The following is a 23,897-nucleotide window of genomic DNA, read 5'->3' on the forward strand; positions in this document are numbered from 1 at the left end:
ACCGTGAACGCCTCACCCGAGCCGGTGACCAGGGGCCGCACCATCACTGTGACCGGGAAGGTCACGCGAGCCAACTGGGAGACCAGGAAGTACGCGTCCTACGGGGGCCGTCTGGTGAGCCTGCAGTTCAAGCCCACCGGAGCCACCTCCTACACCACGGTGAAGAAGGTGTACGCGAACGGCTCGGGTGATCTCAGGACGACCGTGAAGGCGTCCAGGACGGGCACGTGGCGCTGGGCGTACTACGGCAACACCACCACCGGGCCGTCGACTTCGGCCGGGGACAACGTTGTAGTGAAGTGATTTCCCCGGGCTGCCTCTCACGCCCGCGGCCGCTCATCGACCCGATCGCCCCGCGGCGGCAACGGCTCCAGCCAGGACCACTGACTGTCCGTCAGGTCCTCACGCCGCAGAGTGTGATCATCCACGACCAAGATCCACATCCGCGACAGGCCCTGGGCCCGGTCACCCGCTGTCGGGGCGGCCGGAGCGGAGGGCGGCCGTCCAAGCGGTGGGGGCCAGGCCGGTCTGGCGCCGGAAGAAGGTGGTGAAGTTGCCGGCGTCCCGGAAACCGAGGCGGTGTGCGCAGCCGCCGACGGACAGACCGGTGTGGGCGAGCAGCCGTTTCGCTTCGAGCAGGATGCGCTGGTCGAGGAACGTCTTGGCGCCGGTTCCGGTGGCGGTACGGGTCGCCCGGGTGAGCGTCCTGGGGTCGTAGCCGAGTGCGTGGGCGTAGTCGGACACGTGGTGCCAGTGGGCGAAGTGCTCCTCGACCGCGGCGCGGTAGGCATGGAAGACCTCCAGCCGCCGGCTCCGGGGCGCGTCCGGGGAGGCCGGTGGGGACGTCGTGGGCAGTACCCGCAGCAGCAGTGCCGCCAGCAGATGGGAGAGCAGCGCGGAGGACGCCAGACGCGGCGTTCGCACGGCCGCGTGCTGCTCACGCCGAAGGTGGCCGGCGGCCTGCTCCGCGAGCGCGCGGGCGTCCGGCGGCAGGGGCCAGCAGACGGGAGAGGAGCCCCCCATGGATTCGAGACCGGGATCGGGCAGGAAGCCCGGCTGGAACAGGATCAAGGGGCCTTCGACACGTTCGACGTCGCTCCATCGATGCACGACACCGGGCCTGATCCACACGACGTCGCCTTCGCGCAGCTCGTAGGGGCGGAAGTCCGCTTCGTGCGCGCCGCGTCCGCCGGTGATCAGGGCGAGGACGTGGAAGTCGGGGCGCTGCAACCGGGTCCGCCGACGGTCGGTGTCGGTCTGTCGCAGGGCGGCGAAGCTGAGCACCTCCACGCCGTGGGTGGCCCCGACGGCGGGAAGGTAGCGCAACTGCCGCACGGCGAGGTGTCCGTTTTCCACAACAGGTCAGTCTCTTTCCACCAGAAGGAAGTGCTCCACCGGCATAGCGTCGTCCCCGTACCTGACGGCAGGTGCACAGCCCGGCCGGGCGAGTGCCCCCGGGAGTCACCGCCTGCCGCGACAACGAGGAGACGGACAAGTGCCGAATACTACAAATACCGTGGCCGTGGCGGGCGGCTGTCTGGAGGCCCGGATCGAGGGCGGGCACGGCGGCCCCACGCTGGTGTTCGCCCACTACTGGGGAGGCTCGGCCGGCACTTGGGACGAGGTCGTCCGCCGCCTGCCGCCCCAGCAGGCGACGGTCCGCTTCGACCAGCGCGGCTGGGGCGCCTCCCGGCACCTGCCGGGGCCGTACCACCTCGACCAGCTCGCCGACGACCTCGTCCGCGTGGTCGAGGAATGCGTGACGGGACCCTTCGTCCTCGTCGGTCACTCCATGGGCGGCAAGGTCGGCCAACTGGTCGCGGCCCGCCGTCCGGCCGACCTGATCGGCGCGGTCCTGATCGCGCCCGCTCCGGCTCGGCCGGCTCCGGCCGTGACCGAGGAGTACCGCCAGGGGCTGTCCCACGCCTACGACTCGCCCGAGTCCGTCGGCCACGCCCTGGACCACGTCCTGACCGCCGTACCCGTGCCGGCGCCGGTACGGGACGCGATCGTGCGGGACAGCCTCGCCGCCTCCCCGGAGGCCCGCACGGAGTGGCCGTTGCGGGGGATCGCGCAGGACATCACCGAACAGGCCCGCCGCATCCAAGTCCCCGTGGCGGTGCTGGCCGGCGAGCACGACAAGGTGGAGCCACTTGCTGTGCTGCGCGCATGCCTGCTGCCCCACGTCCCGCACGCGACCCTGACCACCGTCCCCGGCGCCGGACACCTCCTCCCCCTGGAAGCCCCCGAGGCGATCGCACGCGCCCTGGCCGACTTCCTCACGGCCACCCACGGCGCCGCCATCCCGTCACGGCGATGAGGACCCGGCAGCAGGACCGTGATACTAATACCGGTATAAGTATTGGGTCGACGTGCTCCGGGGAGACGAACACATGGTGGAGATCAAGACCGACGCCGCATTGGACGCGATGCGGGAAGCCGGGCGTGTGGTGGCCCACGCCCTGGCCGCGGTCCAGAAGGTGGCCGACGTGGGGGTGTCCCTGCGGGAACTGGACGAAGTGGCCCGGTCGGTCCTGGCCGAGGCCGGAGCCGGCTCGCCGTTCCTCGGATACCGGCCGTCCTTCGCCCCGGTCGCCTTCCCGGCCGTGATCTGCACGTCCGTCAACGACGCCGTGTCGCACGGCATCCCCACCGGCTACCGGCTGCGCGACGGCGACCTGGTGAGCATCGACTGCGGCGCCGAACTCGACGGCTGGACGGGCGACGCGGCCATCAGCTTCACCGTCGGAACGCCGCGCCCCGGCGACCTCGACCTGATCGACGCCACCCGGCAAGCCCTCGACGCCGGGATCGCCGCGGCCCAGGTGGGCGGTCGCATCGGCGACATCTCCCACGCCATCGACACCGTCGCCCGCAAGGCGGGCTGCGGCATGCCCGCCGACTTCGGCGGCCACGGCATCGGCCGCAGCATGCACGAAGACCCCCATGTCCCCAACCGCGGCCGCCCCGGCCGCGGCTTCCCCCTCCGTCACGGCCTGGTCCTCGCCATCGAACCCATGCTCATGGCCGGCGGGCGGAACACGTACCGCACCGATGGTGACGGCTGGACCCTGCGCACGACCGACGGCAGCAGGGCCGCCCACTTCGAGCACACCGTCGCCATCACCGACCAGGGCCCCCGCGTCCTGACCCTGCCCTGACGCCCCCGGGAGCGGGACGCCGGCGCGCTACTCAGCCTCGACGCGAGGTGTGCCGTACCAGCGCCACGTGGTCAGGCGCGGCCGGCCCGGAAGCTCTGAACGACCGGTCGCCCACAGGAGGGTCGGCCACCGGTCGGTGTCGGCCGGGGCGTCGGGGAAGAGCCGGACCAGCACGCGGTCGCACAGGTCGGCGGGCGGCGTCCACTCCAGTCCCAGGCCCTCGGCGACGTCGTGGGTGTGCACCAGGACCTCGACGATGCCCATCGCGGCGAAGCCTTCGGGGTCGGCGGCGCCGAAGACGTGGTGCGCCCGCGCCGTGGGCGGTGCGGTGCGGACGACCGCGGTCAGCAAGCCGCCACTGGCGTCCAGCACGTGCAGCAGACCGGCCGTACCGGCCTCGCGGTCCGCGAGGACGGCGTTCGCCGGGCCGCCCGGTCTCCTACGGCTCCACGCGAAGGGGACATGGGTGCCCAACGGCGGGCTCGCCGGGCTGAGTTGGGCGGCGTAGGAGAACAGGTCGTCGGCGAGGTGCTCGACGGTCTCCCAGCAATCCCACTCCAGGGAACCGGCCTTGACACTCCAGTCCCGTCCCTCGGCCCCACGCAGAGTGGCGAGCGCCAAGCGGACGGCACGTTCGACATCGGCTGCGGAAACCGGGCCGCTCGCTGAGCCTTCCGCTCCGGCCATGGATCCTTCTGCTGTAGCCATGGCGGGACCGTATCAACGGTCGGCTGCTGCCAGGTGACGGGCCACGGTCAAGTGCCACTGGGTCGGGCGACTGGCAAAGGCTACGGGCCCGGGCGGAGCCGCTCTCGGCCGCTACGGCAGATCACGGGGCGAGGGAGTGAGTGACGGAAGAACTCCTGGCGCCGATGCCCCGTCGACACCACACGGACGCGGACGGGATCTCGGTCCCGGCCGGCCGGGCAGGTGCTCCCGGGAACCAGAGTGCCGGCCCCCTCGCCTCCCGGGGGCCGGAGTGTGGGGGAAACCCCACAGCCTGCCTCCGGTCCGGCCCACGGGTGGCTGTTGAGTCCGCTCGACAGCGCCCTGCGCCACCGCTGACCAGACTGGAGGGCATCACGGCTGGTCCGCAGCCGATCCTCGCGACCGGGCACGGCCCGACTCGACCCGTTGCCCGCTACCCCGCCCCGCGGGGCGACCACCCGCTCACGGTGCTGATGGGAGGAAAGCAATGAGCGACTCCAAGAAGGTCCTGTCCGATCTGGTGCTGTCCACCTCGACCGAGCACGCGCCGGTCGACGCGCCCTGGGACGCGATCGACATCGCGGACTGGCTGCTGAACCTGCCGGACAAGGAGTACCAGCGGTGTGCCCCGCCCGATCACAAGGCGGCGGGTTACACCACGACCGACGACGGCAGGCCGATGTCGATCAACGTCGAGATGATCGGCACCGGGCTGGTGATCCAGCACTACGTCGCCGAGATCGCCGAGAAGCACCACTGCCACATGGTGTCCCTCTCCGACGTGCTCACCCCGAACGGCTGGACGACCGTCCAGGTGATCTGGGACCTGTCGGTCAAGGACAACGGCGACGGCACCCTCACCTACACCAACCAGGTCACCAGCCACCCCACCCAGGAGTTCATGGACTTCATCGAGAAGAACGGCACCACCTTCGAGGAGGCCGCCGCCGCACGGCAGGCCGCCTCCGGTGACCACTGCCGGCGCGAGACACCGCTGTACGCGGCGAGCATCGCACGCCACGCCCGGGCCAAGAGCCGGCCGTGACAGGCCCCGCCGACGGATGATCCCCGGGCCCGTCGCCGACCCGGCGTGCGGAACCTCGAACGGCGCCCCCGAGGTTCCGCACGTCACCGGAACAGAGGCAACTGAGGTCGACCGCCATGCGCTGCGCTTCCGCCGGCAGACGCGTCCTGTCGCTCCCGGCTCTCTCGCAGTGGAAGGCGACTTCGGGGAACTCCCCGCACGGCCGCGGAGATTACGCGATCCTGGGTGGCCGTGACCGAAAATTCGAGCGAAACAACTCCGGACGCTGAGGTCAGGGCACTTCTCCGGGTCCTGGACGGACAGCGGCGACACGTTCTCGGCATCCTCGACGGGCTCGACGCGAAGGATCTGCGACGGTCCGTGCTGCCCTCCGGATGGCACTGCCTGGGACTGGTTCAGCACCTCGCGCTGGATGTGGAGCGGTTCTGGTTCCGCGCCGTCGTCGCCGGGGACGAGGCGGTCATCCGTGGTCTCACCAGCGGCGACGAAGCCTGGAACGTGCCCCCGGGGGTCTCGGCCGTGGACGTGCTCGACCGGTACCGGCAGGAGACGGAACTCGCCGATGCCGTGATCACCGCCACCTCTGCCGGCGCCGGACCGGCCTGGTGGCCCCACGACCTGTTCGGCGAACCGCACCTGCACACCCTGCGCGACGTCCTGCTGCACGTCATCACCGAAACCGCGTGCCACGCCGGCCACCTCGACGCAGCCCGAGAACTCATCGACGGCCGCCGCTGGCTGGTCCTGACGACCTAGCACTCCGGCCGACTTCCCGACCCACACGCCGCATCCGCCGCGCGGCGACCGCGAGCCGTCCCGTCGAACTCAGCGGTCAGGGTGGCCTGGTGGCAACCCTGGGGACGTACACGGGCTGGCCGTCAGTCCCATGAGTTGAAGAGTGTCGCGCCCAGGGTCGCCGGCCGCCAGTGCTTGATCTGGTCCCACTCCGTCGGAGACAGAGCGGAGGTGTCCGACTCCGTCAGTGGTGCCAGGAGCTGTGCTGCGCTCAAGACGACGAAGCCGACCTCGATGAGGACGGTGGCCCAAGTGGGAGGTTCCTGGAACTCGTCGGTGTACCAGTGGCGCCGGTCGCCGGCGAAGGCGATCAGCGGGTGGTGAGCGTGGAACAGCGCGATGTACGTGCCGTCCCGGTCGCCGATCGTGGCGCTGTGGAAGTTCCGCGGGTACTCCTGCTCCCTGAAGTCCTCGACCTGCCCGCCCGCGGCCCGCGCCGCCGCATGGCAGGCGGCACGGCATGCCTTGGGGTCAGTACTCGGCAGGGGCGGTTCACTCCGGCCGCGAAACCCGGTTACCCCCCTCTCCAAGCGGAAGGTGACCTGCGGGTCCTCCACCTTCACCCCTCCGAGCAGGCCGTTCGACGGTGTCCGTCGTCGGTCAGGGTAACCAGCCGGTGGGCATCACCGACCGGGACTTCGCCCGCCCGGCCACACACTTGTACGCCGTGAACTGTCCGAGCACCGGCATCCGGTCGAGCGGTCACATCCCGGCGCCCGGGAGTGGCCGTCGTGGCGCACCCCCGGGGACACCGGGACCGTCGGGCGTGGGCCGCTCGGCCGGTCCTGGCCCCGCTCCTTCAGAGGCTGCGGGCGGAGATGTCACCGTGGGAGGTGGTGGCGCGGATGGCGAGCGCGGCGGTGCCGTCGTTCCTGAGGGCGTTGTGTACGCGGCCCCGCCCGGTCTCGGCGTCCAGGGTCGCCGAGACACCGCCGGCGGCGGCGACCGAGATGTCGCCGGACTGGGTGCGGAGCACGACCGTCCCGCGCGCGGCCTCACCGATCCGGATGTCGCCCCTCGCAGTGCTGATGTCCGCTGAACCGTTCAGCCGGCCGACCTCCACGTCGCCGTCGACCGCGGTGAGCCGGACGCTCGCGGCCTCGTCGACCTTGATCCGGCGGTACGCGCCGTCGAAGGCGACCTCGCCGAGGCGTCCGACTCCCCGGAGCTCGGCGCCGGCGGCCTTGCCCTCGATGCCGGAGCCGACGGGGAGCTGGACGGTGACCTCCACGGAGCCGGAGGGACCGAAGAGCTGGTTGCCGCCGGCCGGGGCGGTGATCCGCAGGACCCCGTCGGCGTAGGTGACGGTGGTCTGCTCGGCGGCCTTGGTGTCGCGGCCCTTGGACGGGTCGGCGGGCAGAACCTCGACGGTGGTGTCGGCGCGGTCCGAGGCGATGAGCTGGACGCGCCCGGCGGGGATGTCGATGACGGCGGCCACCGGGGCGGGGGTGTCGAACTTCTGCATCGGGCTCTCCCGTGTTCGTTGTTGTTTCCGACGCTGGAAACGCTACGTTGCTTTCCATATCGCGACAACATGCTTGTTGCGTCGAATCTGCGTTTACCCAGGCCCAGGCATCAGAATGTTGCAATGAGCATACAGGTAACGCAACGTCAATCAGCGCTCCATTGCAATGAGTGAGCGGTGAACGCTATGGTGGAGCCGGTAACCGCCGTGAAGGATCCCCGAGGAGGCCCCGTTGCCGGGAGGCAGGCTCACCCAGCAGGAACGCCAGCAGATCGCGCTGGGGCTGGCCGACGGCCTCGCCTACGCCGAGATCGCCCGGCGCGTCGGCCGTCCGACCTCCACGGTCACCCGTGAGGTGATGCGCAACGGCGGCCCCAACGCCTACCGCGCCGACCTGGCCCACCGCGCCACCGAACGCCGCGCACGCCGGCGCAGGCCCGCCTCCTCCCGGGGCCCGCGGTCGGCCCCCCAGCCGCACGGACGCGACGCCGAGGCCGTGGCCGAGTACGAGGAGACGCTCACCACCGTCCTCATGGCCTCAGGGCTGCCCAAGATGACGGCCCGGGTGCTGACCTGCCTGTTCACCACCGACGCGGGCAGCCTCACCGCGTCCGAACTCGCCCAGCGCCTCCAGGTCAGCCCGGCGTCCATCTCCAAGGCGATCATGTTCCTGGAGGGGCAGAGCCTGGTCCGCCGGGAACGCGACGAACGCCGCCGCGACCGCTACGTCGTCGACGACGAACTCTTCTACCAGGCGACGATCGCCAGCGCCCGCGCCAACGACCAGCTCGTCGAAACCGCACGCCGAGGCGTCACCGTGCTCGGGCCTCACACCCCCGCAGCCACCCGCCTGGAGAACATCGCCCGCTTTCTCGACTTCATCAGCGAAAGCATCACCCGCGCCGCCGAGCAGGCCCGCGAAGTCCTCCACACGAAACCCGCGACCACCCCGAACGACACCGCCCGCCCCGGCCCACACCAGGAATAGCCGACGAAGAGGTACGGCGACGCGGGTGGGCGGTACGGCGACGCGCCCAGGTCGTAGGCCGATGTGACCGGCGGTACGGCCATGCGTGGTCGGGCCGTCGCCCTCAGACCGTGTGGTCGCGGATGCGCCCCAGCAGCGCCCGCAGTCGTGCGCGGTCGTCCGCGTCCAGGGCGGCGGTCGCCTCGGCGAGGGCGAGGCGGTCGACCTCCTCCGCCTCGCGGTGGCAGCGCAGCCCCTCGTCGGTGAGCCGTAGCAGGAAGGCGCGCCGGTCCTGCGGGTGGCGCACCCGTTCCACGAGGCCGTCGCGCTCAAGGCTGTCCACGATCGTGGTGGCGGTACGGGCCGCGATGCCCGCCATCTCGCTCAGGTCCCGCATCCGCAGCGGCTTCTGGGCCTGGGCCATCATGCGCATGGCGCGCAGCCGGGCCACGGAGGCCCCCTTCTCCCTCAGCCGGGCCTCCACGAACTGCCGTAGCCGGTGCGTCGTCTCGTAGAGCTCGTCGATCAGGATGTCGCTGCTGCCCTGCACTGCCATGGTGCCCAGTCTCCCCTGTCCCGCAGTATGGAAGCCATATGCTGAGTAAGCACATAGTGCGTATGCTCAGCATATGCGCCGACGTCACTCCGTGCTGTCCGCCCTGCCCGCCCGCATCAGCCAGCGTCTGGTCGTCCCCGTCGTGTGCGTCAGCGTGACGTTCATCGCGATCGCCGACGGAGCGATCACGACGGTGGCACTGCCCTCGATCGCCCGTCAGTTCCGGCTGACCACCGCCGCGCTGGACGGGGTGGTCGTCGTCTATCCGGTCTGCCTGGCCATGGCCATACCGGCCTCGGCCTGGCTGGTCGAACGGTTCGGCGCCAAACGCGTCCTGCTGACCGCCCTGGCCGGTTTCCTCGGCTCGTCGCTGCTGTGCGGGGCGGCGGCGGGACTCGGCCAGCTCGTCGCCTACCGCGCCGTACAGGGGGTGTCGGCCGGTGTCCTCTTCCCGGCCTCCACCGCGCTGCTGTTCGGCACCTTCAGCTCGGCCGAGCAGGTGCGCATCTCCCGCTACATGATCATTCCGCAGCAGATCGCCCCGGCCGCGGCCCCCGTGCTGGGCGGGCTGCTGGTGGACCACCTGTCCTGGCGGTGGGTCTTCTACGTCAATCTGCCGGTCGGCCTGCCGGCCGTACTGTTCGGCACGCTCTTCCTGGCCGGCGACCGCGGCGGCCGGCCGGGCCGCTTCGACCTGCCCGGCCTGCTGCTGAGCGCGGGGGCGCTGGGCACCGTGATGTTCGGCGTCAGCGAGGGGCCCAACCGCGGCTGGACCTCCGCCGCCGTGATCGTCTCCCTCGTCCTCGGCGCGGTGCTGCTGGCCACCGCCGTCACCGTCGAACTGCGCACCGCTCACCCCCTGCTGCGGCTGAGGCTGTTCACCGACCGGCTCTTCCGCGACACCAACCTGATCAATCTGGTCGGCCTCGTGCCCATCATGGGCGCCCTGTACCTGAGCCCTCTCTTCCTCCAGCAGGCCCAGGGCCGTACGGCGCTGGAGTCGGGACTGACCACCTTCCCCGAGGCGTTCGGCGTCCTGCTGACCGTGCAGATCGTCGGCGTCCTGTACGTCAGGGTCGGTCCGCGCCTGATCGTCGGCTGCGGCATGACCGGTGTCAGCGCGGTACTGGTCCTCCTCGCCACCTGCGACGCGGACACCGGCCTGTGGACCTTCCGGGGATACATGTTCCTGTTCGGGGCCGCCATCGGCTGCTTCTTCATACCGACCACGGTCGCCTCCCTGGCCACCGTCGACCGGGCGGACCTCGCGCAGGCCACCATGCTGAACACCGTCGTACGCCAGACCGGCGGCGCGCTCGCGCCGGCCGCGGTGACCACGGCCCTCGTCCTCGGCACGCCGCCGCACACCGGCGCGGCGCCACCCGTCACCGCGTACCAGCACGCGTACCTCACCCTCGCCGCGATCGCGGCGGCGACGGCGGTCTTCACCTTCACCCTGCCCGACGGCCCCGCCCGCGCCGCCGCCCGCGGCAGCGGCAACGGGACCGGAACCGACACCGACCGGCCCGCTGTCCGCCGACGTCGACGCGACCGGGTCGGCTCCTGATCCCAGGCCACGGCAGCCCGGGCGGCGCCGCTGCCGCGATCGAGGTCCCGGATGCCGTTGGCGGCGGCTGTGTCACCTGCGCGAAGGCCGGGCGGGCCAGTGGAACGAACCACCGGTGCCCGGTGGCCTGCTGACCACACGTCCTACGAGCCGCGCCGCGCCTTCGCTGACGGGTGCCGGGGTCAGTGGCAGGTTCTGGTCAAAAGCTTCTCCAAGTGACGGACACCTCCCGTCCCCGGTGGTCGGGTTCTCCTCGACGGCTGTACGACCACCCGTTCTGGGAGGACTTGGTGTCAGCACCGACCCGTAAGAGACGATGGCTCACGATCTGCGCCATCACCGCATCCGCCGCACTCGTCGCGACACCCGCTGGCGCCGCGTCCGGCAAGAGCAAGAAGCCCTTCGGAGCGCGCACCCTCGCCCGGATCGCCGCCGATCGCGACGCGTCCACGGGGGCCCTCAACCCTGCGGCGAAGGCCGAGGACGATGACGGCAACGAGGCGGACGAGATAGCCGAGGGGGCGGACCAGTACGCCGAGGCCCGCACCTCGCCCGGCATCGTCGCCCCCGGCGCGTACGGCGCCGCCTGGAGCGGTCTCACCCATCTGCCCGGCACCGGCGGAAGGTGGCGGCACGTCACCGGCCTGCCGTACGACTCCGACGACCCCCGCTACCGGGACATCGACTCCAACTCCAGTGGCGGAGCGGGCAAGGTGACCGGCCGGATGGCCGCGATCGCCGCCGACGACGCCGGGTACGTGTACGCGGGCAGCGCGGGCGGCGGTGTCTGGCGGTCCGAGCGGGGCGGCGGGCACTGGAAGCCGATCAGTGACAAGCTGCCGTCCCAGTCCACCGGCGCGCTCGCGCTCGACGGCACCGGGCGGCTGTGGCTGGGCACCGGCGAGGCGACCACCAATGCCGATGCCTACCTGGGCAGCGGCGTCTACGTCCTGTCCGACCCGCACGACGGCACCTTCTCCGCCCGCGGCCGGGTCGGCGGCGACGAGCTGGAGTCCACCACCATCCACGAGCTGCGCTTCGGCGGCGGGAAGGTGTGGGCGGCGACCAGCGCCGGCGTGTGGAGCCACTCCACGAAGACGCTGAAGGGCGCCTGGAAACTGGAGTACGCGCCCAACCCCGACTACCTGCCGGGCGGTTCGAAGGACGACGACCCCGACGCCGCGTACAAGAACATCGCCAACGACATCGCGATCGACCCGAAGGACCCGAGCAAGGTCGTGCTCGCGGTCGGCTGGCGCAGCGGTGACGACTACAACGGCTTCTACACCAGGGTCAACGGCACCTGGACCCGTATCACCAGCGGTTTCGGCGACCTGCCGACCGACCCGGACGACGTCGGCAACGTCACCTTCGCCCGGTCCGCCGACGGCTCGCGCTACTACGCCGTCGACCAGTCGCCGGAGCAGCTCAACACCAACCCGGACAGCGGCCTGGAGGGCGTCTTCGTCTCCAGGTCCGGCTCCCCGGCCGGCCCCTGGACGAAGATCGCCGACTACAAGGGGCTGGCGGCCTCCGGCTCCGCGCTGACCACCGCCGGTTACATGCCGGGCGTGCAGGCGTGGTACAACCAGTTCCTCACCGTCGACCCGAGCGACCCGGAGCATGTCTACGCGGGCCTGGAGGAGGTCTACGAGACCAAGGACGGCGGCGGCACCTGGTCGACCGTGGGACCGTACTGGAACTTCACCTTCCCCTGCTGGAGCATCGACCCGGCCGAGCAGACCGGCGACTGCCACCAGACCACCCACTCCGACCAGCACGGCGTCGCGATCGGCCGCTACCACGGCAAGAGCTTCGTGTACGTCGGCAACGACGGCGGCGTCTACAAGCGCCCGGTCGACGGCTCCCAGGACGCCTCCGGCCACGCCACCGACTGGACCTCCCTCAACGACGGCACCATCGACACCCTCCAGTACTACTCGGTCGGCGTCGGCAGGGACCTCGACCACGGCGGCGTCTCGGTCACCGGCGGCCTCCAGGACAACGGCCAGTCCATCCTGCGCGGTGACGACAAGGTCATGGGCTCCGACTTCGGCGGCGACGGCGGCGACACGCTGACCGACCCGGCCAACGGCTGCGACATCGCGGAGGAGTACGTCTACCTCGCCATCCAGGTGACCCGGAACTGCGCGGTCAACGACGGCAGCTGGACCACCGACCCGGCCAAGGCCACCTCGTACAACGTCGCCCCGGCCGACAACGCGACCGGTGAGGCCCGCTTCATCGCCCCGCTCGCGGCCGACACGAAGAACAGCGCGACGTGGATCGCCGGCGGCCGGCACATCTGGGTGCAGACCCACGGCTACGCCATCCGCAGCGGCGACGAATGGAAGAGCGTGTACGACCTCGGGGCCGGCCGCACGGCGACCGCCGTCGCGGCCTCGGGCGGCAAGGTGTACGCGGCCTGGTGCGGCCCCTGCAACAACCAGGGTTTCGCCCGCGGCATCTCCGTCGGCAACGCGGACGGGACCGGATGGCACGACATCGCCCTGCCCGTGGACGGGACCGTGCCCAACCGCTACCTCAGCGGCTTCGCCGTCGACCCGAAGAACGCCGACCACGTCTTCCTCGCCGTCAACGGCTTCTCCCGGCACTGGACCGAGGGCCCCGGCGCCGGCGTCGGCCACGTCTTCGAGTCCACCGACGCGGGCACCACCTGGAAGGACATCTCGGCGAACCTGCCCGACGTGCCGACCAACTCCGCGATCGTCACGCCGAACGGCGGCCTCGCCGTCGCCACCGACCTGGGCGTCGTCTACCGCGCGCCCGGCCGCACCAAGTGGCAGCGGGTCGGCAGCCTCCCGGCCGTCGCCGTGCTCCAGCTGAAGCTGGGCCCCGACGGCAGCAGCCTGTACGCGGCCACCCACGGCCGCGGCATCCACACCATCAAGGTGCGCGACCTCGGCTGACGCACACCGCGTGGTGAAGGGAGGGGTGACCCCCGGTCGTCCGGGGTCACCCCTCCCGCGCGTACGGGGTGACCGTCATGTCGAGGACGAACCCGACCCGCGCCGCTCCCGCCACGTCCGGCGCCTCGGCCGACGCGGTGACCCTTGCGCCGCCGCCCCGCGCGCCCGCGGTCCGCAGCGTGGCGTACGCGGTGCCGTCGGCATCCACGCGCCATCCGGACACCAGGACGAGGGCCGGCGCGGAACTCCGCACGGCCGTCCACCGCTCGTCATCCGCGCGCGGTTGGAGCACCAGGGACACCAGGGTCCCGGGCCGCACACACAACCGCCGCCGCGGCGGATCACCCGGCGCGACGCCGACCTCCGTCCGTCCCGCGACGCAGCCGGCGCTGGAGGCCGAGGACGAGGCGGCGGGAGCGGGGCTGTCCGCCGGAGTACTGGTCGGCGGCATCGTGTTCGTCGGCGTACTGTCCGCCGGCGTCCTGTTCGTCGGCGTACTGCTCGGCGGCTCCGTCGAGCGGTTCCCGGACGCCCCTCCGGCTGCTCCACCACCGGGCGACGTACCGCAGGCGGCCAGGACGACCACCCCGGCGACCATCCATCCCGCGGACCGGCACCGCATCCCCGTACCTCCCAGCGCCTGCCCCGACTCCCAGCATGCCCCGCCGCCACGGAGGAAGCGGCGGACTCGCGAGAAGTTCCCGAAGGCCGAGGCGCCCGAGCGTTCCCTGGCCCGGGGCGGCGGCGGAAGCCGGCGCCGCCTGACCGGATCAGCCGCCCGCCGGCGTGAGGCAGTGCTCCAGGGCCGTGCGCTGTGCGTCCGGGAGGTGATCACCCAGTGGCGTCCCGCGAGGACTGTGTTCCCCCGCGCAGATCCAGGCGCGCTCGTCCTCGTCGTACGACCAGGCGGCGGCTCCCCACATGGGGTGTCCTTGCAGGAGGTGACGGGCCAGGACCTCGCAGTCGTCGGGGGCGCCCTGGGCGATCAGCGCCCGCCGCACCAGGGTGACGGCCTCGGCCGGGACGTCCGTGTCGCCCAGGGCGGGCAGCAACAGGAGGAGCCGGGCGTGCGGATCGGTCACTCCTTCCCCGTCCCCCGGGGCGTCGATCAGCGCGGCCAGCTCCGGCCAGCACAGGCCGGGGCCGATGCGGTCCTCGTCCGTACTGGCGAGGACCAGGCCGTCGGTCCACCAGTCGGGATGGACGATGAAGCAGTCGGTGGACGTGTACTCCTCCCCGCTGTTGTAGTGCACGAGGATGCTGTGCCCGCCCGTGAGCGGGATCCGGAACATCGGCCAGGCGGACCTGTCGCACAAGCGCTCCAGCATGCCCTCGACGTCCGCCGGGTCGACGCCGAAGGACTCCACCAGCGCTCCGTCGTACAGGTCCACCAGATGAGCGGCCCAGAACTCCGGCTCCGCCAGCAACGGCAGACCGTCCACCACGGGAGAAGAGGCGTACCAGCGCCTTGCCATGACCATGGCCTGATTCTCGCGCGTCTCACACGGGGCGGTCACCGCCGCACACGATCCGGTTCCGCGTCACCATATTGACAGGTTACGCGTGCAGGTGCAGGCTTGCGTCATCGAAACCCGGTGAACCGGCCCGCGACGAGGAAAGGAAGTCACCGTGGGAACTGAGTCTGCGACGGACGCGGCGGCAGCGGCACGTCACGCCCGCTTCGGCAAGCTGCCCGAGCGTATCCATTTCCATGAGATGGTCGAGGAGAAGGAGGCGGAGCCGAACGGTTCGGCGGCCGCCTCCTACAACCCCGAGGGCGCCTGGAACCACTTCTCGTGCCTCGCGCTGGACCTGGGGCTGTGAGACACACACGTCACTGCTCGCGTGATGCCGCTCAGTGACATCCCCCACACACGGCCACCGGCACATGTGCGGACACCTTCCCCGCTGACATGTGTCACGGCCTCTGGGAGGCCGGGGTTCTCAGCTGGGAGGAAACCGGTCCTGGATTCCGCCGGGCAGCGGGCGCAGCCTGGTCCGCATGGGAAGCAGGCGGAACAACGTGTCGATGGCTCCCGGTGCCGGCCGGCGGCTGGTCACCGGCTCCTTGCCGGTCGAGACCTCGGCCCGGGGAGGCCCGCTCCGTTCGCCGTGGGTGCACGTCCTCCAGGCCGCCGCCGCGCTCGCGGCCGGGATGGGCGTCGGCCGCTTCGTCTACACCCCCGTCCTCCCGCTGATGCAGGCCCAGGCCGGACTGTCGGCCGGAGCGGGTGCCAACCTGGCGACCGTGAACTACGGGGGATATCTGGCCGGCGCGCTCGCCGGTACCTGCGCCCCGCGGCTGGTGCGTTCCCGGGTGGTGCTGCGTGGCTGTCTGCTCGCGCTGGTGGCCACCCTGGCGGGGATGCCGCTGACCCGCGACGGCGTCGCCTGGCTGCTGCTCCGTCTCGGTGCGGGCTTCTGCAGCGCGATGATCTTCGTGATCGCCGTCGGTTCCCTGCTGGGCCATCTGCGCGACCACCCGCCCCACCTGCCCGGCTGGGCCTTCGGCGGGGTCGGGGCCGGTATCGCCCTCTCGGGCCTGCTCGTCCTCGCGCTGCGCACGGCCGGCACCTGGCGGGCCGCGTGGTGGGCCTCCGCGGCGCTGGCCGCGGCGCTCACGCTCGCCGCGTGGGGCCTGCGTCCGGAGCCCGACGCCCGGCCGGCCTCCGGGGCGTCGGCTCCGGGGCCGGGGGCGGCCGGGCCGCGCACCCACCGCTGGTTCGGCGCGCTGTTCGTGTCCTACACGCTGGAAGGGATCGGCTACATCATCGCCGGCACCTTCCTGGTCGCCGCGATCAACCAGTCGTCCCCCGGCTGGATCGGCGGCGGTGCCTGGGTGGTGGTGGGTCTGGCGGCCGTCCCCTCCTCCGCCGTGTGGGCCGGACTGGGACGCCGCTGGTCCAGGCCGGACCTGCTGCTGGCCGCGCTCGCTGTCCAGGCCGTGGGCATCGCGCTGCCCGCGCTGGTGGGGGGAGTGGCGCCCGCGCTGATCTCCGCGGTGCTGTTCGGCTCCACCTTCATCGGCGTGAGCACACTGGCGCTGGCGGCCGGTACGCAGCTGCGGTTCCCCCGTGCCGTGGCCCTGCTGACCGCCGGGTACTCCGTCGGGCAGATCCTCGGCCCCCTGGTGGCGACGCCCCTGCTCCACCACGGCTACCACCAGGCCCTGCTCCTGGCCGCCGCCGTCGTGCTGGCCTCAGCGCTGAGCGCGTCCGCGCTCCGTACCGGGTTCCCGCACACCCTGCCGGCACCGAACGCCGTGCCGGGCGCGGAGCCCGGGGAGACCGCCGAGCCCCGAACGGACCGGTGAAACACCGTGCGCGGCGGGCCGGCCGTACCGCCTCCGCCACGGTCGCGCCGTCCCTCCGGTCCGGCTGACAGACTCCCGCCGCCCCCTGTGGCGCGACCGGGCGGCCACCACCCGACGCACCCGGGCCCGATCCAGTGGCCGGAGACCGCGGGCCGGCCGGGCGCGACATGCCGTGGTCCGCCGGTGGTCTCAGTTCCGCAGTGACGACAGCGCGGCGGCGACCCGGTCGGACACCTCGGGTGGCGTCGAGGCGTGCGGGGAGAGTCTGAGCGAGTCGGTGCGCACCGTGGGAGTGATCCCCTCGGCGCGCAACGCCTTCGCCACGAGGGACGGTTCGTGCCCCGGCACGGTGAAGGAGAGGATGCCCGCTCGCCGCGCCGGATCGGCGGGGGAGAGGACACGGCCCCCGTACCGCTGGACGGTGTCGCCGAGTTCGGCGATCCGCGCGGCGATCGCGGACTCGATCGCCGCTACGGTGTGCCGCTCGACGAGGGCGAGCGCGGACGCGAACGCGGCGGCCGTCACCGGACTGAGATGGGTGATCGACCAGCGTCGGGCGTCCGGGGCCGGCGGGTGCGCCGTTCCGTCGAAGAGGCCGGCGTCCTCGACGCCCGTCCATCCGGTGAGGACCGGCTCCAGGCGTTCCAGCGCCCGGTCCGACAGCGTGGCGAAACCGGTGGCCCATCCCGCGCGCAGCCATTTCTGGCCGCCCGTGACCATGACGTCGGCCGCGTCCCAGGGCATCGCGGCCACGCCGAATGCCTGGATGGCGTCCACGATCAGCAACCGGTCCGGCCCGATCGCCTCGCGCAGCGCCGCGAGGTCGGCGCGGAAGCCGGTACGGAAGTCCACGGCGCTGACGGACAGGGCGACCACGTCATCGTTCAGCGCGGCGCGGACCAGGTCGGGGGTGACACCGGAGCCGGGCGCCGGGTCGAGCCAGCGTGGTGAGGCCCGGCCCAGCCGCGCGGTGCGGTGCCAGGGATAGTGGTTGGCGGGGAAGTCGGTGCGCGGCGCGAGGACCACGCCTTCCCGGAGGCCGAGAGCGGCGTGGAACAGGCCGGTGGACGTGTTCGGGAGCAGCACGGTGTGCCGGGCGTCGGTGCCCGCGAGGCGGGCGGCCGTGTCCCGCGCGGCCTCTTCCGCACGCATCAGGACGTCCACGGTGGTGTGGTCGGCGGTGGCGGACTCCTCCAGGGCTCGCGCGCTCGCGGCCACGGCCTGCCGCGACGGCGGTCCGAAGCGCGCGAAGTCGAGGTACCCGGCGGGCGTGTCGAAGTGGGCGGCGTACGACGTGAGCACGGGGCTCGTCCTTCCGGGCCGGTGGCGGTGCGGTGCGGTGGGCGCGGCGGGTGGGGGCCGTGCGCGTGCGGTGGACCGCCTGCTCGCCGCCCACCGCCACCCGTGCGGCCACCCGCCCGCCTGGCACGGTACGCGGCTCGCACCGCGCCGGCCCTCCCGGGGTGCCGGTCCGCGCGCGCGGCGGGATCCGCTGTGACGGAACGACCCGTCCCTCACTCGTGGGGGGCTTCAGCCGTCAAGCAGGTGACCGAAGGTGTCGTCGGTTCGACCGCACCAGGGCGGCCTGCGACGGCCGTGCATCGTCCGCGTGCGCCCGGACGGAGTCGTACCTAGGCTGAAGAGGCTCGCGTCCTCCGACAGGACAAAGATCGCCGACGAAGAGGAGACGCGCTGATGGCCAAGGTGCTGTTCATCGTGAGCGGGGCGACGTACTGGGTGCTCAAGGACGGTTCCCGGTACGCGACCGGCTACTGGGCCGAGGAATTCGCGATGCCCTACCAGGCGATCACGCAAGCCGGTCACGAGGTCGTGGTGGCGACGCCGGGGGGTGTGACCCCGAATGTCGACATGATGAGCCTGCGTCCGTCCATGGCCGGTGGCGAGGACGGGGCCCTGGAGCTGGAGGCGATCATCCGCTCCGCGGAGGAGATGCGCCGGCCGCTGAAGCTGTCGGACGTCCGCCTGGAGGACTACGACGCGGTGTACCTGCCCGGTGGCCACGGCCCGATGTCGGATCTGGCGTACGACGCCGACGCCGGCCGGCTGCTGACCGCGCAGCTGGCTTCGGGCAAGCCGCTCGCGATCGTCTGCCACGCGCCCGCCGCGCTGCTGTCCACCAGGATCGGCGGTGAGTCGCCCTTCAAGGGTTACCGGGTCACGGGTTTCACCAATGACGAGGAGGAGGCCGTGGGACTGGCCTCCAGGGCGCCGTGGCTGCTGGAGGACGAGCTGAAGGACAAGGTGGGCGTGGAGTTCAGCCGCGGCCCGATGTGGGAGCCGTACATGGTGGAGGACCGCAACCTCATCACCGGTCAGAACCCGCACTCGGCGGCGGTGCTGGCGGACCGGTTGCTGGAACTCCTCAAGTGAGGGTGCCAGTGCGTACCTGACGTCGCCGACGGGCACACGTCGCGACACACGTTTCTCGGGGCCGGACGGCCCGTGTCGGCGTACCGACCGCCGGCCGACCGCCTACCGACCGACCGCCGGCCCACCGGTCCACAGGGCCGGGTGACGCCCCGGACGGGCAGCCGTGCTGGAAGCCGTCCGGGGCCCGGGGGTCAGGCCCGGCCGCTCAGGGCGAAGACCTTCACGTTGCTCACCGCCGTCGAGGACACCGACTCCGCCGTCCGCTTCGGGTCGACGGGCAGGGCCACGTGCCAGATCCGCACGGTCCGCCCGTCCGCCGTCCCGTTGACGTGGTACCGGGTGGTCGCCGTCAGCGCCGTGTCCTCACCGAAGTGGGGTGTCGTACCGGCCCAGTCGGTGACGGCGAGCGGCACCGTGGAGGTGGTGCCGTCGGTGTACCGGATGGTGACGTCGGCGTGCTGGTCACCGTTCACGGCGGTGACGAGCAGGTCGAGCGCGGAGTAACGGCCGGGTGTCAGGTACGTCCGCTGGCCGCGCAGGCCGAGGAAGTTCCCGGCCGTGCCCGAGGTCTCGGGGATGCGGTAGTCGTGCCCGCCGACCGAGGTGAGTCCGGGCGCCGGCAACTGGTCGGCCGGGAAGCTCCAGCCCTTGCCGTCCAGGTTCCCCTGCTGCTTGGCGTCCGCGGTGGACACACCGTCGGTGTCGTACTGGCCGCTCAGGTCCTGCGCGCAGGAGGATCCCGAAACGGTGCACGGGGCGGGCAGGTTGGGCACCGGGGTCCCGGCGGCGGGTACGTGGTCCACCGGCAGGTCACCCGGGCGGGTGCCCCATGAGGTGTTCGGCGTGGGACCCACGTCCACCACGACGTCGCCCCCGCGGTCGAGCACCGACTCCGCCAGCCAGGACCTGGTCTGCGGGCGGCCGTCCACCCGGACGCCCCGCACGTAGATGTTCTCGGCGGAGGCCTGCGGGGCGGTGACGGTGATGGTGGCGCCGCCGTCCCGCTTGATGCGGGCCTTCGGGAACACCGGGCTCGACAGCAGCATCTCGGCGCGGCTCGGGGTCTGCGGGTACATGCCGAGCGAGGCGAACACGTACCAGGCCGACATCGTGCCGAGGTCGTCGTTGCCCGGAAGGCCCTTGGGGCCGGTTCCGTAGACACGCGAGGCCATCGCCCGGACGGTCTCCTGCGTCTTCCACGGCTGACCCAGGGCGTTGTAGAGCCACGGTGTGTGGATACCCGGCTCGTTCGTCGGGTCGTAGCGCGACGCGTCGCCCCCGGTCGCCCAGGAACCGTCGGCGCGGTGGAAGAACGCGTCGAGCCGCTCGGCCGCCCGCTGCTTGCCGCCCATGGCCTCGGCCAGGCCGGAGACGTCGTGCTGCACCATCCAGGTGTACGTGGCGCTGGACCCCTGGGCGAACCCGGTGTCCGAGGTCGGCGAGAACGGCCACTGCCAGGTGCCGTCGGCCTTGCGCGCCTGCTGGTAGCCGCCGTCGGCGCCGGCCGAGGGGTTGAAGGTGTTGCGCCACCAGCTCGCCCGCGGGATCAGGGACTCGTGGTCCGCGGTGCGGCCCAGTCGCCTCGCCCAGTCCGCGAGGGCGAAGTCGGCGGCGGAGTCCTCCAGGGTCTCCGCCGCGCCGCCCCAGCAGTGGCAGACGTCCTGGGGCGCGTAGCCCAGGCGCAGGTACTCGGCGAGGTTCGGGCGCTGGCCCTCGCACTGCCCGGGGCACCCCTTGTCCGACAGGCCGTCGGGGTGCGGGACGGTCGCCTGGCGCACGAGCGAGTCGAAGGCGCCGCGGACGTCGAAGTTGCGGACGCCGAGGGAGTAGAAGCCCGCCAGGACGGGGGCCGAGGGATCGCCGGTCATCACGTGGGTGGGGCCGTTCACGTGCACCCAGCGGTCCCAGACACCGCCGTTCTGCCGGGCCAGGTTGTACAGGGACTGGGCGAAGTCACCGGCGACCTTCGGCTTGAGCAGTGCGAGCAGCTGGGTGCGCGCACGGTACTCGTCCCAGCCGGAGAAGTTCCCGTACTGGGCGTGCTGGCCGTGCGCCAGCCGGTGGGTCTTCAGGTCGGCGCCGGGGTAGGTGCCGTCGACGTCGTTGGTGACGTCGGGTTCGAGGAAGGCGTGGTACAGCGCCGTGTAGAAGGCGGTACGGGTGTCGTCGGCGCCGCCGGACACCTCGATCGAGCGCAGCTGACGGTTCCAGTCGCGGCGGGCGTCCGCGGCGACGGAGACGACGTCGTCGTGCGCGCCGACCTCACGGGTGAGGTTCTTCTCGGCGGCGGCGAGGCTGGTGTAGGAGATGCCCACCCGCATGCGCACGTCGGCGTCGGAGGAGGTGTCGAAGCCGACGTAGCCGCCGGATCCGCGGCCGGCGCGGTCCGCTCCGGTGGCGTAGCCCTCGCCGCCTTCGGCGGAGGTGCTTCCGGGGCGCAGGTCGCTGTCGACCCACGTGCCGTTGCTCGTGAAGGCGCGGTCGAAGGTGGCCACGAAGTGCAGCCGGTAGTAGCTCTTGCGGTTGTTGGTGCCGCCGTTGGCGCGGCGGCCGCAGAACGCGCCGGTCAGTACGGAGCCCGTCACGGTGCGGTGGGCGGGGTCGATGTGGATCTCCGCGTCCTCGCTGCCGTTGAGGGAGTTGGAGACACGGAACAGCAGGTTGGCCTCGGGGCCCCGGGGGAAGGTGAACTCGCCGACGCCCGCGCGGGTGGTGACCGCGAGGTCCGCCGTTGCGCCCGAGTCGAGCTTCACGGTGTAGCGACCCGGTTCGGCTTTCTCGTTGTCGTGGCTGAAGCCGGAGGCGTAGATCTCGTCCCTGACGTCGGCGGTGGGGGAGGACGTGACGGCGCCGACGAAGGGCATGATCGGGATGTCGCCCGCGGCTCCGGGGTGGCAGCCCGCGCCGTTGACGTGGGTGAGGCCGAAGCCGCGGACGCGCGGGGTGTCGTACGCGTACCCGTTGGCGCCCGCGGCGTTCGTCTGATCACCCGCCGTGTTGGTCGGACTCCAGGAGATCATGCCGAACGGCCGGACAGCCCCGGGGTACGTGTTGCCGCCTCCCGACGAGCCGATCAACGGGTCCACGTAGCTCGCGGGGTCGGTCACCCGTGCGGGTGGCACCGCCGCGGCCGCGGGGGCGGCGACGGTCACGGTGCCCGTCATCGCCGCCGCCAGGCCGCCTATGACGAGACGCTTCACGAAAGTCTTGATCACACCGGGATGTCATAGCAGGACACCGCACGGGATGTGAGCGGTGCGGGGACACCCGGTGTGAGCCTCGTGTACCGGGACCGGCACCCCCGGCCCCGCTCCGGCGACGCCTTGTACTGCCTATTCAATAGGTAGTGTGTAACCCGAATTGGACGGGGGCCCCTCGGGCGTCCGTCCGCCCATCGCAGAGGGAAGGCAAGACCCATGGCCATGCACGCCTCCGACCTCGGGCACGCGCTGTTCAAGGTCCTGGAGACCGGTGACCCGGCGCTGGCCGCCGACGTCGTCCACGACGAGTTCCACAACCGCGAAGCCGCGGTGTCTCCTCCGGCGTGCCGGATCCCCGGTCCCGCAGGAGTGCTCGCCTCCAGCGCGTGGATGCGGTACGCGTTCAGCGACCTCCGGCTGCCCGTCGGCGACATCATCACCGGTGACTCCCGGGCGTGGGTGCGGCTGCGCATGCGTGGCCGTCACACCGGCGCCTTCGTTCTCTTCAAGGAGCAGGCGGTCGACCAGGTCGTGCCGCCGACCGGACGGGAGATCGACTTCGAGCAGATCCACGTACTGGACCTGCGTGACGGCAAGGTCGTCCGGCACGAAGCCGTGCGGGACGACATCACGATGCTCGGCCAGCTCGGCGTCTTTCCCCCCGGACCGGCCGCCGGGATGCGCATGCTGTCCTGGCGGGTGACCGGCCGGGCCGCACGAGCCGCCTCCGAGGTCACGGCGCGAGCGGCCCAGGCCGCCGGGACGCTGCCGCACGACACCACCGTGTGAACCATATGTGTTCTCGGCTCGGTGCACCGCACCGGCTGGAGGAGACCGACACGTGTGTGGTGAGACGGCATCACACCGACCGGAGGACAGGGGGTTGAGCGGCAGGGGGAGTCGGCCCGCACCTCGCCGGAGGCGGTCGTGGCCGTCCTGAGCGTCCACGCGCACAACGGCCTGCCCCGCTCGGCCGGACACGTGCGCACCGGCTACGGCACGGATGTGCGGCGGAGCAGGGTCGCGAGGGCCGTGTCCAGCAGAAATGCCTCGGCCCGCTCCCAGGACCAGCCGTTCTCGATCACCAGGGTGCGCCAGCCGGTCGGACCGAACCAGAACCAGAGGAGATCCGCCGTCTCCTCCACGGGACGGTCGGGCGCCGGTGTCAGGGTGTGCAGGTGACGAGCGGCCGTCCGCAGGGCCTCCCGGTAGGCGGAGGTCGCCCGTTCCCACAGGGCCTCGCCGTTCTCGTGGACGGGCAGGGCCGCCCGGATCGCCTCGTGCACCTGGAACTGTCCCTCGTTGCCGGCCCGTGTGCCCCGGGCCAATGCCTCCAGGACGGCTTCCGGCGCCCGCAGAGTGAGGACCTGCCCCATGGTCTTCTCGTAGTCCGAAGCGACCACGCCCTGGTCGACGATCTCGTTCAGGATGTCGCCCTTGCTGCCCACGCTGGCGAAGATCGTCTTGGCGGAGACCCCGCTCGCCGAGGCGATGTCCACGACGGTGACCCTGCCGTAACCGCGTTCGGCGAACAGGCCGGTGGCGCACCGCAGGATCTCCGCGCGGGTGCGGGCGGCAGCCTGTTGCCGCAGGGGGGAGACATAAGGGCGTTTGGCAGGCATACGGTCATCGTAGCCGCCGTGATCACAGCCTCATCCGGGGTCGGTGTCGGCGGCCGGGGTCGCGCGGTGCCTGATCCGATACCGTGACGTCCGTGCCGGCCGGGGCGTGCGGGAGCCGACGCGGGGTGTGAGCGTGCGATCAGGGACCTTTGCATTTTCCCTCGTCACCGTCCAAAA

General features: G+C 71.9%; 22 protein-coding genes and 1 pseudogene. 12 read left to right on the top strand and 11 right to left on the bottom strand.

All coding sequences use genetic code 11. The features are described from left to right. Window positions 1-303: pseudogene (locus ACH4LD_RS40920) on the top strand (hypothetical protein); the annotation flags it as partial. Between the two features lie 162 nt (window positions 304-465). Here ACH4LD_RS40920 and ACH4LD_RS40925 read toward each other — a convergent pair. Continuing rightward, on the bottom strand, window positions 466-1,356 hold the full coding sequence (locus ACH4LD_RS40925; protein ID WP_398059297.1) for a helix-turn-helix domain-containing protein: 891 nt from the start codon (window positions 1,354-1,356) through the stop codon (window positions 466-468). Between the two features lie 160 nt (window positions 1,357-1,516). Between ACH4LD_RS40925 and ACH4LD_RS40930 the strand changes: the two genes are divergently transcribed. Further along, window positions 1,517-2,320, top strand: coding sequence for an alpha/beta fold hydrolase (locus ACH4LD_RS40930; protein ID WP_398059296.1), 804 nt, complete (start codon window positions 1,517-1,519; stop codon window positions 2,318-2,320). A 73-nt stretch (window positions 2,321-2,393) separates the two neighbouring features. Next, the gene (gene map, locus ACH4LD_RS40935) at window positions 2,394-3,161 is read left to right on the top strand and encodes a type I methionyl aminopeptidase (RefSeq protein WP_398059295.1); all 768 of its coding nucleotides are present in this window, start codon (window positions 2,394-2,396) and stop codon (window positions 3,159-3,161) included. 27 nt (window positions 3,162-3,188) lie between these two features. Here map and ACH4LD_RS40940 read toward each other — a convergent pair whose 3' ends face one another. After that, window positions 3,189-3,869 (bottom strand): hypothetical protein, encoded by a 681-nt coding sequence (locus ACH4LD_RS40940; protein WP_398059294.1) that lies wholly within the window; start codon window positions 3,867-3,869, stop codon window positions 3,189-3,191. 487 nt (window positions 3,870-4,356) lie between these two features. Here ACH4LD_RS40940 and ACH4LD_RS40945 point away from each other — a divergent pair, with 487 nt between their 5' ends. Continuing rightward, window positions 4,357-4,914 carry a hypothetical protein gene (locus tag ACH4LD_RS40945; RefSeq protein WP_398057842.1) on the top strand — a complete coding sequence of 186 codons (558 nt, stop codon included), beginning with the start codon at window positions 4,357-4,359 and terminating at the stop codon, window positions 4,912-4,914. Between the two features lie 225 nt (window positions 4,915-5,139). Beyond that, window positions 5,140-5,670 (top strand): DinB family protein, encoded by a 531-nt coding sequence (locus tag ACH4LD_RS40950; protein ID WP_398059293.1) that lies wholly within the window; start codon window positions 5,140-5,142, stop codon window positions 5,668-5,670. Window positions 5,671-5,792: 122 nt separating this feature from the next. Here ACH4LD_RS40950 and ACH4LD_RS40955 read toward each other — a convergent pair whose 3' ends face one another. Further along, entirely contained in the window at window positions 5,793-6,266 is a 474-nt protein-coding gene (locus tag ACH4LD_RS40955) for a hypothetical protein (protein WP_398059292.1), read from the bottom strand. Between the two features lie 242 nt (window positions 6,267-6,508). After that, window positions 6,509-7,174, bottom strand: coding sequence for a DUF4097 family beta strand repeat-containing protein (locus ACH4LD_RS40960; protein WP_398059291.1), 666 nt, complete (start codon window positions 7,172-7,174; stop codon window positions 6,509-6,511). Between the two features lie 232 nt (window positions 7,175-7,406). Between ACH4LD_RS40960 and ACH4LD_RS40965 the strand changes: the two genes are divergently transcribed. Beyond that, window positions 7,407-8,162: a helix-turn-helix domain-containing protein gene (locus ACH4LD_RS40965; RefSeq protein WP_398059290.1), complete on the top strand. Its 756-nt coding sequence runs from the start codon at window positions 7,407-7,409 to the stop codon at window positions 8,160-8,162. A 103-nt stretch (window positions 8,163-8,265) separates the two neighbouring features. Here the strand turns inward: ACH4LD_RS40965 and ACH4LD_RS40970 are convergent, their stop codons facing one another. Then, window positions 8,266-8,697: a MarR family winged helix-turn-helix transcriptional regulator gene (locus ACH4LD_RS40970; RefSeq protein WP_398059289.1), complete on the bottom strand. Its 432-nt coding sequence runs from the start codon at window positions 8,695-8,697 to the stop codon at window positions 8,266-8,268. A 154-nt stretch (window positions 8,698-8,851) separates the two neighbouring features. Between ACH4LD_RS40970 and ACH4LD_RS40975 the strand changes: the two genes are divergently transcribed. Then, window positions 8,852-10,264, top strand: a complete 1,413-nt coding sequence (locus tag ACH4LD_RS40975; protein WP_398059301.1) for a DHA2 family efflux MFS transporter permease subunit — start codon at window positions 8,852-8,854, stop codon at window positions 10,262-10,264. A 290-nt stretch (window positions 10,265-10,554) separates the two neighbouring features. Beyond that, entirely contained in the window at window positions 10,555-13,194 is a 2,640-nt protein-coding gene (locus ACH4LD_RS40980) for a glycosyl hydrolase (RefSeq protein WP_398059288.1), read from the top strand. Window positions 13,195-13,240: 46 nt separating this feature from the next. Here the strand turns inward: ACH4LD_RS40980 and ACH4LD_RS40985 are convergent, their stop codons facing one another. From ACH4LD_RS40985 to ACH4LD_RS40995, 3 genes are all read right to left on the bottom strand, one after another. Next, the gene (locus ACH4LD_RS40985; protein WP_398059287.1) at window positions 13,241-13,447 is read right to left on the bottom strand and encodes an acetyl-CoA synthetase; all 207 of its coding nucleotides are present in this window, start codon (window positions 13,445-13,447) and stop codon (window positions 13,241-13,243) included. An 88-nt stretch (window positions 13,448-13,535) separates the two neighbouring features. Then, entirely contained in the window at window positions 13,536-13,796 is a 261-nt protein-coding gene (locus ACH4LD_RS40990) for a hypothetical protein (protein ID WP_398059286.1), read from the bottom strand. Between the two features lie 168 nt (window positions 13,797-13,964). Further along, window positions 13,965-14,675 (bottom strand): hypothetical protein, encoded by a 711-nt coding sequence (locus ACH4LD_RS40995; protein WP_398059285.1) that lies wholly within the window; start codon window positions 14,673-14,675, stop codon window positions 13,965-13,967. A gap of 148 nt (window positions 14,676-14,823) precedes the next feature. Between ACH4LD_RS40995 and ACH4LD_RS41000 the strand changes: the two genes are divergently transcribed. After that, entirely contained in the window at window positions 14,824-15,018 is a 195-nt protein-coding gene (locus tag ACH4LD_RS41000) for a hypothetical protein (protein WP_132792128.1), read from the top strand. Window positions 15,019-15,349: 331 nt separating this feature from the next. Continuing rightward, the gene (locus ACH4LD_RS41005; RefSeq protein ID WP_398059300.1) at window positions 15,350-16,507 is read left to right on the top strand and encodes a YbfB/YjiJ family MFS transporter; all 1,158 of its coding nucleotides are present in this window, start codon (window positions 15,350-15,352) and stop codon (window positions 16,505-16,507) included. A 189-nt stretch (window positions 16,508-16,696) separates the two neighbouring features. Here ACH4LD_RS41005 and ACH4LD_RS41010 read toward each other — a convergent pair whose 3' ends face one another. Further along, window positions 16,697-17,809: an aminotransferase class V-fold PLP-dependent enzyme gene (locus tag ACH4LD_RS41010; RefSeq protein WP_398059284.1), complete on the bottom strand. Its 1,113-nt coding sequence runs from the start codon at window positions 17,807-17,809 to the stop codon at window positions 16,697-16,699. 393 nt (window positions 17,810-18,202) lie between these two features. Between ACH4LD_RS41010 and ACH4LD_RS41015 the strand changes: the two genes are divergently transcribed. Next, the gene (locus ACH4LD_RS41015) at window positions 18,203-18,898 is read left to right on the top strand and encodes a type 1 glutamine amidotransferase domain-containing protein (RefSeq protein WP_398059283.1); all 696 of its coding nucleotides are present in this window, start codon (window positions 18,203-18,205) and stop codon (window positions 18,896-18,898) included. Window positions 18,899-19,089: 191 nt separating this feature from the next. On the opposite strand, the gene ACH4LD_RS41020 is transcribed toward ACH4LD_RS41015, so the two are convergent. Then, window positions 19,090-22,062, bottom strand: a complete 2,973-nt coding sequence (locus ACH4LD_RS41020) for a GH92 family glycosyl hydrolase (protein ID WP_398059299.1) — start codon at window positions 22,060-22,062, stop codon at window positions 19,090-19,092. A gap of 252 nt (window positions 22,063-22,314) precedes the next feature. Here ACH4LD_RS41020 and ACH4LD_RS41025 point away from each other — a divergent pair, with 252 nt between their 5' ends. Then, window positions 22,315-22,887 carry an ester cyclase gene (locus tag ACH4LD_RS41025; protein WP_132792114.1) on the top strand — a complete coding sequence of 191 codons (573 nt, stop codon included), beginning with the start codon at window positions 22,315-22,317 and terminating at the stop codon, window positions 22,885-22,887. 203 nt (window positions 22,888-23,090) lie between these two features. Here ACH4LD_RS41025 and ACH4LD_RS41030 read toward each other — a convergent pair whose 3' ends face one another. Continuing rightward, window positions 23,091-23,720: a TetR/AcrR family transcriptional regulator gene (locus ACH4LD_RS41030; protein WP_398059282.1), complete on the bottom strand. Its 630-nt coding sequence runs from the start codon at window positions 23,718-23,720 to the stop codon at window positions 23,091-23,093. Between the last annotated feature and the right edge of the window lie 177 nt (window positions 23,721-23,897).

The organism is Streptomyces sp. NPDC017676, from assembly GCF_044329325.1.
In the GTDB taxonomy this organism is placed as follows: Bacteria; Actinomycetota; Actinomycetes; order Streptomycetales; family Streptomycetaceae; genus Streptomyces.

Excerpts from the sequence above, each read along its gene's own strand:
- map (WP_398059295.1), top strand. The coding sequence starts at position 2,394 with ATGGTGGAGATCAAGACCGACGCCGCATTGGACGCGATGCGGGAAGCC.
- ACH4LD_RS40940 (WP_398059294.1), bottom strand. The coding sequence starts at position 3,869 with ATGGCTACAGCAGAAGGATCCATGGCCGGAGCGGAAGGCTCAGCGAGC.
- ACH4LD_RS40945 (WP_398057842.1), top strand. The coding sequence starts at position 4,357 with ATGAGCGACTCCAAGAAGGTCCTGTCCGATCTGGTGCTGTCCACCTCG.
- ACH4LD_RS40960 (WP_398059291.1), bottom strand. The coding sequence starts at position 7,174 with ATGCAGAAGTTCGACACCCCCGCCCCGGTGGCCGCCGTCATCGACATC.
- ACH4LD_RS40970 (WP_398059289.1), bottom strand. The coding sequence starts at position 8,697 with ATGGCAGTGCAGGGCAGCAGCGACATCCTGATCGACGAGCTCTACGAG.
- ACH4LD_RS40990 (WP_398059286.1), bottom strand. The coding sequence starts at position 13,796 with ATGGATGGTCGCCGGGGTGGTCGTCCTGGCCGCCTGCGGTACGTCGCC.
- ACH4LD_RS40995 (WP_398059285.1), bottom strand. The coding sequence starts at position 14,675 with ATGGTCATGGCAAGGCGCTGGTACGCCTCTTCTCCCGTGGTGGACGGT.
- ACH4LD_RS41005 (WP_398059300.1), top strand. The coding sequence starts at position 15,350 with ATGGGCGTCGGCCGCTTCGTCTACACCCCCGTCCTCCCGCTGATGCAG.
- ACH4LD_RS41015 (WP_398059283.1), top strand. The coding sequence starts at position 18,203 with ATGGCCAAGGTGCTGTTCATCGTGAGCGGGGCGACGTACTGGGTGCTC.
- ACH4LD_RS41020 (WP_398059299.1), bottom strand. The coding sequence starts at position 22,062 with ATGACGGGCACCGTGACCGTCGCCGCCCCCGCGGCCGCGGCGGTGCCA.
- ACH4LD_RS41025 (WP_132792114.1), top strand. The coding sequence starts at position 22,315 with ATGGCCATGCACGCCTCCGACCTCGGGCACGCGCTGTTCAAGGTCCTG.
- ACH4LD_RS41030 (WP_398059282.1), bottom strand. The coding sequence starts at position 23,720 with ATGCCTGCCAAACGCCCTTATGTCTCCCCCCTGCGGCAACAGGCTGCC.